The sequence below is a fragment of the Sphingomonas asaccharolytica NBRC 15499 genome (assembly GCF_001598355.1).
Taxonomy (GTDB): domain Bacteria; phylum Pseudomonadota; class Alphaproteobacteria; order Sphingomonadales; family Sphingomonadaceae; genus Sphingomonas; species Sphingomonas asaccharolytica.
Map to the genome: position 1 here is coordinate 1 of NZ_BCYU01000146.1, position 4,918 is coordinate 4,918.

Here is a 4,918-nt window from a genome sequence, read left to right on the forward strand (position 1 = left end):
GGGGCCCGCTCGGCATAGCCGAGTGGGAAGGTGAGGGCAGGTGTGGAGGGATAAAGCTGCCCTCACCCTTCCGCCGCCGATGGCGGCTCCCTCCCTCTCCCAACGGGAGAGGGACCATGCCTACCCCCGACACGCCAGCGCCGCCGCATCGATTGCCGTAGCGGCGCCCGACAGCGCGTAGACGTCGGCAAACGCCGAGCCATCACGCCCCAACCCCTCCACACTCATCGACCGGCCGCTGCGCATCGCGGCGACGATCGCGGCGTCGGTGCGCGAATCGGGGGCCCAGGCGTCGTCCGTGCCTGCCACCAGCTCGAAACGGCGCTCGCCGATCGATAGCGTCACGCGGGCATTGCCGGCGCGGCCGCGGCTAAGGCGGATGTGGAGTTGGCTGCGGATATGCTGGCCCGGCCAGTTGGCGATGCTGGCAAAGCCGGCGCGATGGTCGGGGTCGACCGGTTGCGCGATCGCGAAGCAGCGCCGCGGACTCGGGTCGCTGAACGCGGCCCAGCGGTTCCACACGCCGATCGTATCGCGCGCCATTGCCGGGAGGGCCGCGACCGCCGTTGCGATTAGCGCGATGGCTATCGCCAGCCGCTTCACACCGTCTCCCCGCCGCCACCGAGATGGACGATTGTCTCGACCCCGTTTTCGATCATCACCAGCGACCCTTGCGGCAAATGACCGGCCGCGGGCGCGCCGAAGCCGTCGACCAAAGGTTGTCCGGTCATCACCCCGCGCATCACCCGGCTCGATATGCCGTGCATGATCACCAATCGGTCGCCCGGATCGTCGTCGGTTTCCGCCAGCCAGGCCGATACGCGCTGGGCGATCTGCGGATAGAGTTCACCGTCGGGCGCGCTGATCAACAGGCCGCTCGCGCGGTCCACCACGTCGCCGACCTCGGCGATCACGTCCTGATAATAACGCCCGCCCCAGCTGCCCATCCCGATCTCGGTCAGCCGCGGGTCGGTCCGCGCCTGATGCCAGTCGAGCCCGACACATTCGGCCATCACCGCCAGCGTCTGCAGCGCGCGCCCGGTCGGCGACGCCCATAACGTCAGCGTGGGTTTGTCGCCCAAAGCATGGCGGAGCGCCTCGCCCATTTCGTCGGCCTGACGGAAGCCGGCGCGGGTCAGCGGGGTGTGCGGATGGTCGCCCTGCAACCGCCCGGCCGCGTTGAACACCGTCTCGCCGTGCCGCGCGATGAAGTCGCGTCCCCGCCTTGGAATCATTCCCAGCGCTTTCAACCCCCTGTGGCGCGAAAGCAACGGAATTCCTTGTTTATCTGAGGTTCATGCAACCTCTTGGCTCCCCACCTATTTGCCCCTTCCCGCGCCACCGACCCCCCGGTGCTCCGCGGGATATTGAGTGAATGGAGTTATTTATGCGTAAGCTGATCCTTGCCACCGCCAGCCTCGCGGCGCTTGCCGTCGCCGCTCCCGCCTTCGCGCAGGATGGCCCCCCGAACCCGGATAGCGACACGTCGTTCAGCGGTCCGCGCGCCGGCATCATCCTGGGCTATGACCGGATGCAGCCGGGCCAGGTGCCCAATTCGTCGATCGACAGCCGCAATTCGGCCGACGGTCTGACCTATGGTGGCGATGTCGGGTACGACATCCGCAGCGGGAACCTGGTGTTCGGTGCCGAGGGCGAAGTGACCGGGTCGACCAGCAAGGTGACCAACAATCCGTCCGCAGCGGGGGCGCTGGGCTATGGACGGGTCAAGGCGGGTCGCGATCTCTATGCCGGCGCGCGCGTCGGCTATGTCGTCGCGCCGCGCACCATGATCTACGCCAAGGGCGGTTATACCAACCAGCGGCTCGATCTCGTCGCGTCGGACGGCACGACCGAAACCGGCCAGCATTTCAACCTGGACGGCTGGCGCGCGGGCGCGGGCGTCGAGCAATCGCTCGGCGGCAAGGCCTACGCCAAGGTCGAATATCGTTATTCGAACTATGGCCAGGCGCGGTTTGAATATCCGAACGGCGGCAACACCAACAATTTCTCGGTCGATACCGACCGGCATCAGGTCGTCGCCGGGGTGGGTGTCCGCTTCTAAGGTTGATGGTCGCTCCTGAAGCGATTCACCCACCAAAGCGATTCATCCACAATAACAGGGGAAACAGGGTGTGAAAGGAGGGTCGGGGCGCTTGCTCCGGCCCTTTTTCACGTTAAGGAAGACGGTAGGCGAATTGCCCCCGGATTCTCTCATGTCTGGCGGGTCGGAAAATCAGGGCACCGGCCCGGGGGTTAGGACATGAAGGCGACGATCGAACGCGCAACGCTCCTCAAGGGGCTGAGCCATGTGCAGTCGGTGGTCGAGCGCCGCAATACCATCCCGATTCTGTCGAACGTGCTGATCGAGGCGACGGCCGAGGGATCGCTCAAGCTGATGGCGACCGATCTCGACCTGCAGATCAACGAAAGCGTACCCGCCGCGGTCGACACGCCGGGCGCGACCACGGTGTCGGCGCACACCTTGTTCGACATCGCGCGCAAATTGCCCGAGGGCAGCCAGGTCCAGCTTGCCGCGGCAGAGGGCAAGATGACGATCGTCGCGGGCCGCGCGCGGTTCCAGCTCGGCACCTTGCCGCGCGACGACTTCCCGGTGATTGCGGAAGGCGAGCTGCCGGTCCAGTTCGAGCTGCCGGCCGAGACGCTCAAGCAGATCATCGACAAGACGCGCTTCGCGATCTCGACCGAAGAGACGCGTTACTATCTCAACGGCATCTTCTGGCACGTCGCCGATGACGGCCAGCCGGTGCTCAAGGCCGCCGCCACCGATGGCCATCGCCTTGCCCGCGTCACCCTGCCGCGCCCCGACGGCGCCGAGGGGATGCCGGACATCATCATCCCGCGCAAATGCGTCGCCGAACTGCGCAAGCTGCTCGACGAGATCGACGGCTCGGTCGGCGTGTCTTTGTCCTCGTCCAAGATCCGCTTCGACATGGGCCAGGCCCTGCTGACCTCGAAGCTGATCGACGGCACCTTCCCCGATTATTCGCGCGTCATCCCGACCGGCAACGACAAGATCCTGCGGATCGACCCCAGGAGCTTCGAGGAAGGCGTCGACCGCGTGTCGACCATCGCCACCGAAAAGACGCGCGCGGTCAAAATGACGCTCGACCGCGACAAGATCACCCTGTCGGTGACCAGCCCGGAAAACGGCACCGCGGCCGAGGAAGTCCCCGGCGATTACGCCGCGCAGGGGTTCGATATCGGCTTCAACAGCCGCTATCTGCTCGACATTCTCGGCCAGATCGAGGGCGACATGGTCGAGGTCCACCTCGCCGACGCCAGCGCACCAACCCTGATCCGCGAGAACGACAAGTCGCCGGCTCTGTACGTCCTTATGCCGATGCGGGTGTGACGCGGGAGCGGTAGAAGCGCGTCCTCAAATTCCCTCTCCCGCGCGCGGGCGTATCAGGTCGGTCATGCCCCCGGCATGACCTAAACAGCGCGGGGCGCTGTTTACCTGATGCGGGAGGGGCCCGCCGCGAAGCGGTGGGAAGGTGAGGGTCTTCTTTCTTCTTTGGTGTTCCAACCGCTTGGAAGAAGAAAGAAGACCCTCACCCAACCCTCTCCCGCAAGCGGGCGAGGGCTAATTCGCTTCCCTCATAGGTCCTCTCTCCTCTCCCGCACGCGGGAGAAGGCTCATCATCCGGTTGCGCCCTTTCGGGCATCAACGATATTGTCATCGACGCGGCGCATAAGGGGATCGGCACCGGCTTGACTCCGCGCGCCGCTTCGCTTACTTACATGAGTGTCAGTAAGGAATCATTCGATGGCCGCAAAGCTCCCCCCCTTTCCCGGCACCACCGGCAAGCGTGACTGGAAGACCGCGTTCAGCTCGATCCGGAAGCTGCTCGCCAATGGCGATGACACGACGCAGGTGTTCAAGATCATGCGCGCGTTGAACGTCGGCAATGCGCCGATGAATTACGCGCGCTTCATCGCCACCGAAGAGGGTGGGCGGATGGCCTATGAGCGGATCGAGCTCGCGCAGCTTTTGTCACAGCCGGGCTATGCCAAGCAATTCGCGCCGGGCACGGTGGGCGCTGCCTATAACCATTTCCTCGAATCGACCGGTTATTCGGCCGACGGCCTGGCCGAAGTCAGCAAGGTCAACCGCGAGGAAGACATGCCGCATCCTTACGCCTGGTTCGGGCGGCGGGTGCGCGACACGCACGACATTTGGCACGTCCTGACCGGCTACAAGGCCGACGAAAGCATGGGCGAAGCGGCGCTGGTCGCCTTCAGCTACGCCCAGGTCGGTGGGCTGGGCTGGGCATTCATCGGCGGCGCGGCGGCGCTCAAGAGCCTGAAAGTCACCGGTAATTCGCTGTTCGCGAAGGCGGTGTGGGAAGGCTATCAGCGCGGCAAGAAGGCCAAGTGGATTTCCGGCGAGGATTATCTGCAGCTGCTGCACGAGCCGCTCGACGCGGCGCGCAAGCGGCTCGGGCTTAGTGAGCCGGTCGCCTATCTCAAGGCGCAGCGCGAATTGGGCGAAGAGATGTCGTCGTATCTGAGCGCGAAGAACCAGCAATCGGGCGCTGCGCCGGCCAAGCTCGCCGCCTGAGTGCAAGGCTGACGCAAGCGCCCAAACTCCGCTAGGGACGGGCGCGATGCTGTCGCGCCTGATCCTCACCGATTTCAGGAATCATGCCGAAGCCGTGCTCCATCCGGGGCGCGGCTTCGTCGTGCTGACCGGCGAGAATGGCGCGGGCAAGACCAATGTGCTGGAAGCGGTGTCGCTGCTCGCGCCGGGGCGCGGCCTGCGGCGCGCGGCGCTCAGCGATATGGCGCGGCAGGGGGGCAAGGGCGGGTTTAGCGTCGCGGCTACCCTGAAGCCCCTCCCCTTCAGGGGAGGGGTTGGGGGTGGGGCAATGCGGCAAGCGGCATGGCCTGCGGATAA

At 65.5% G+C, this 4,918-nt stretch carries 6 protein-coding genes; 4 read left to right on the top strand and 2 right to left on the bottom strand.

Translation table 11 applies throughout. The annotated features are described in order from the left end of the window. Positions 1–120: 120 nt before the first annotated feature. Both SAS01S_RS21485 and SAS01S_RS21490 read right to left on the bottom strand, forming a co-directional pair. The gene (locus SAS01S_RS21485; RefSeq protein ID WP_066813204.1) at positions 121–543 is read right to left on the bottom strand and encodes a hypothetical protein; all 423 of its coding nucleotides are present in this window, start codon (positions 541–543) and stop codon (positions 121–123) included. A gap of 56 nt (positions 544–599) precedes the next feature. Continuing rightward, the gene (locus tag SAS01S_RS21490) at positions 600–1,235 is read right to left on the bottom strand and encodes a histidine phosphatase family protein (RefSeq protein WP_066813197.1); all 636 of its coding nucleotides are present in this window, start codon (positions 1,233–1,235) and stop codon (positions 600–602) included. A gap of 152 nt (positions 1,236–1,387) precedes the next feature. On the opposite strand from SAS01S_RS21490, the gene SAS01S_RS21495 reads away from it, so the two are divergent. The 4 genes from SAS01S_RS21495 to SAS01S_RS21510 all read left to right on the top strand — a co-directional run. Beyond that, positions 1,388–2,062: an outer membrane protein gene (locus tag SAS01S_RS21495; RefSeq protein ID WP_066813198.1), complete on the top strand. Its 675-nt coding sequence runs from the start codon at positions 1,388–1,390 to the stop codon at positions 2,060–2,062. Between the two features lie 198 nt (positions 2,063–2,260). After that, positions 2,261–3,373, top strand: coding sequence for a DNA polymerase III subunit beta (dnaN, locus tag SAS01S_RS21500; protein ID WP_066813199.1), 1,113 nt, complete (start codon positions 2,261–2,263; stop codon positions 3,371–3,373). A 414-nt stretch (positions 3,374–3,787) separates the two neighbouring features. Next, positions 3,788–4,582 carry a Coq4 family protein gene (locus SAS01S_RS21505; protein ID WP_066813200.1) on the top strand — a complete coding sequence of 265 codons (795 nt, stop codon included), beginning with the start codon at positions 3,788–3,790 and terminating at the stop codon, positions 4,580–4,582. A 46-nt stretch (positions 4,583–4,628) separates the two neighbouring features. Then, positions 4,629–4,918: AAA family ATPase (locus SAS01S_RS21510; protein WP_157082945.1), on the top strand; the 290-nt coding region annotated here is incomplete at its 3' end.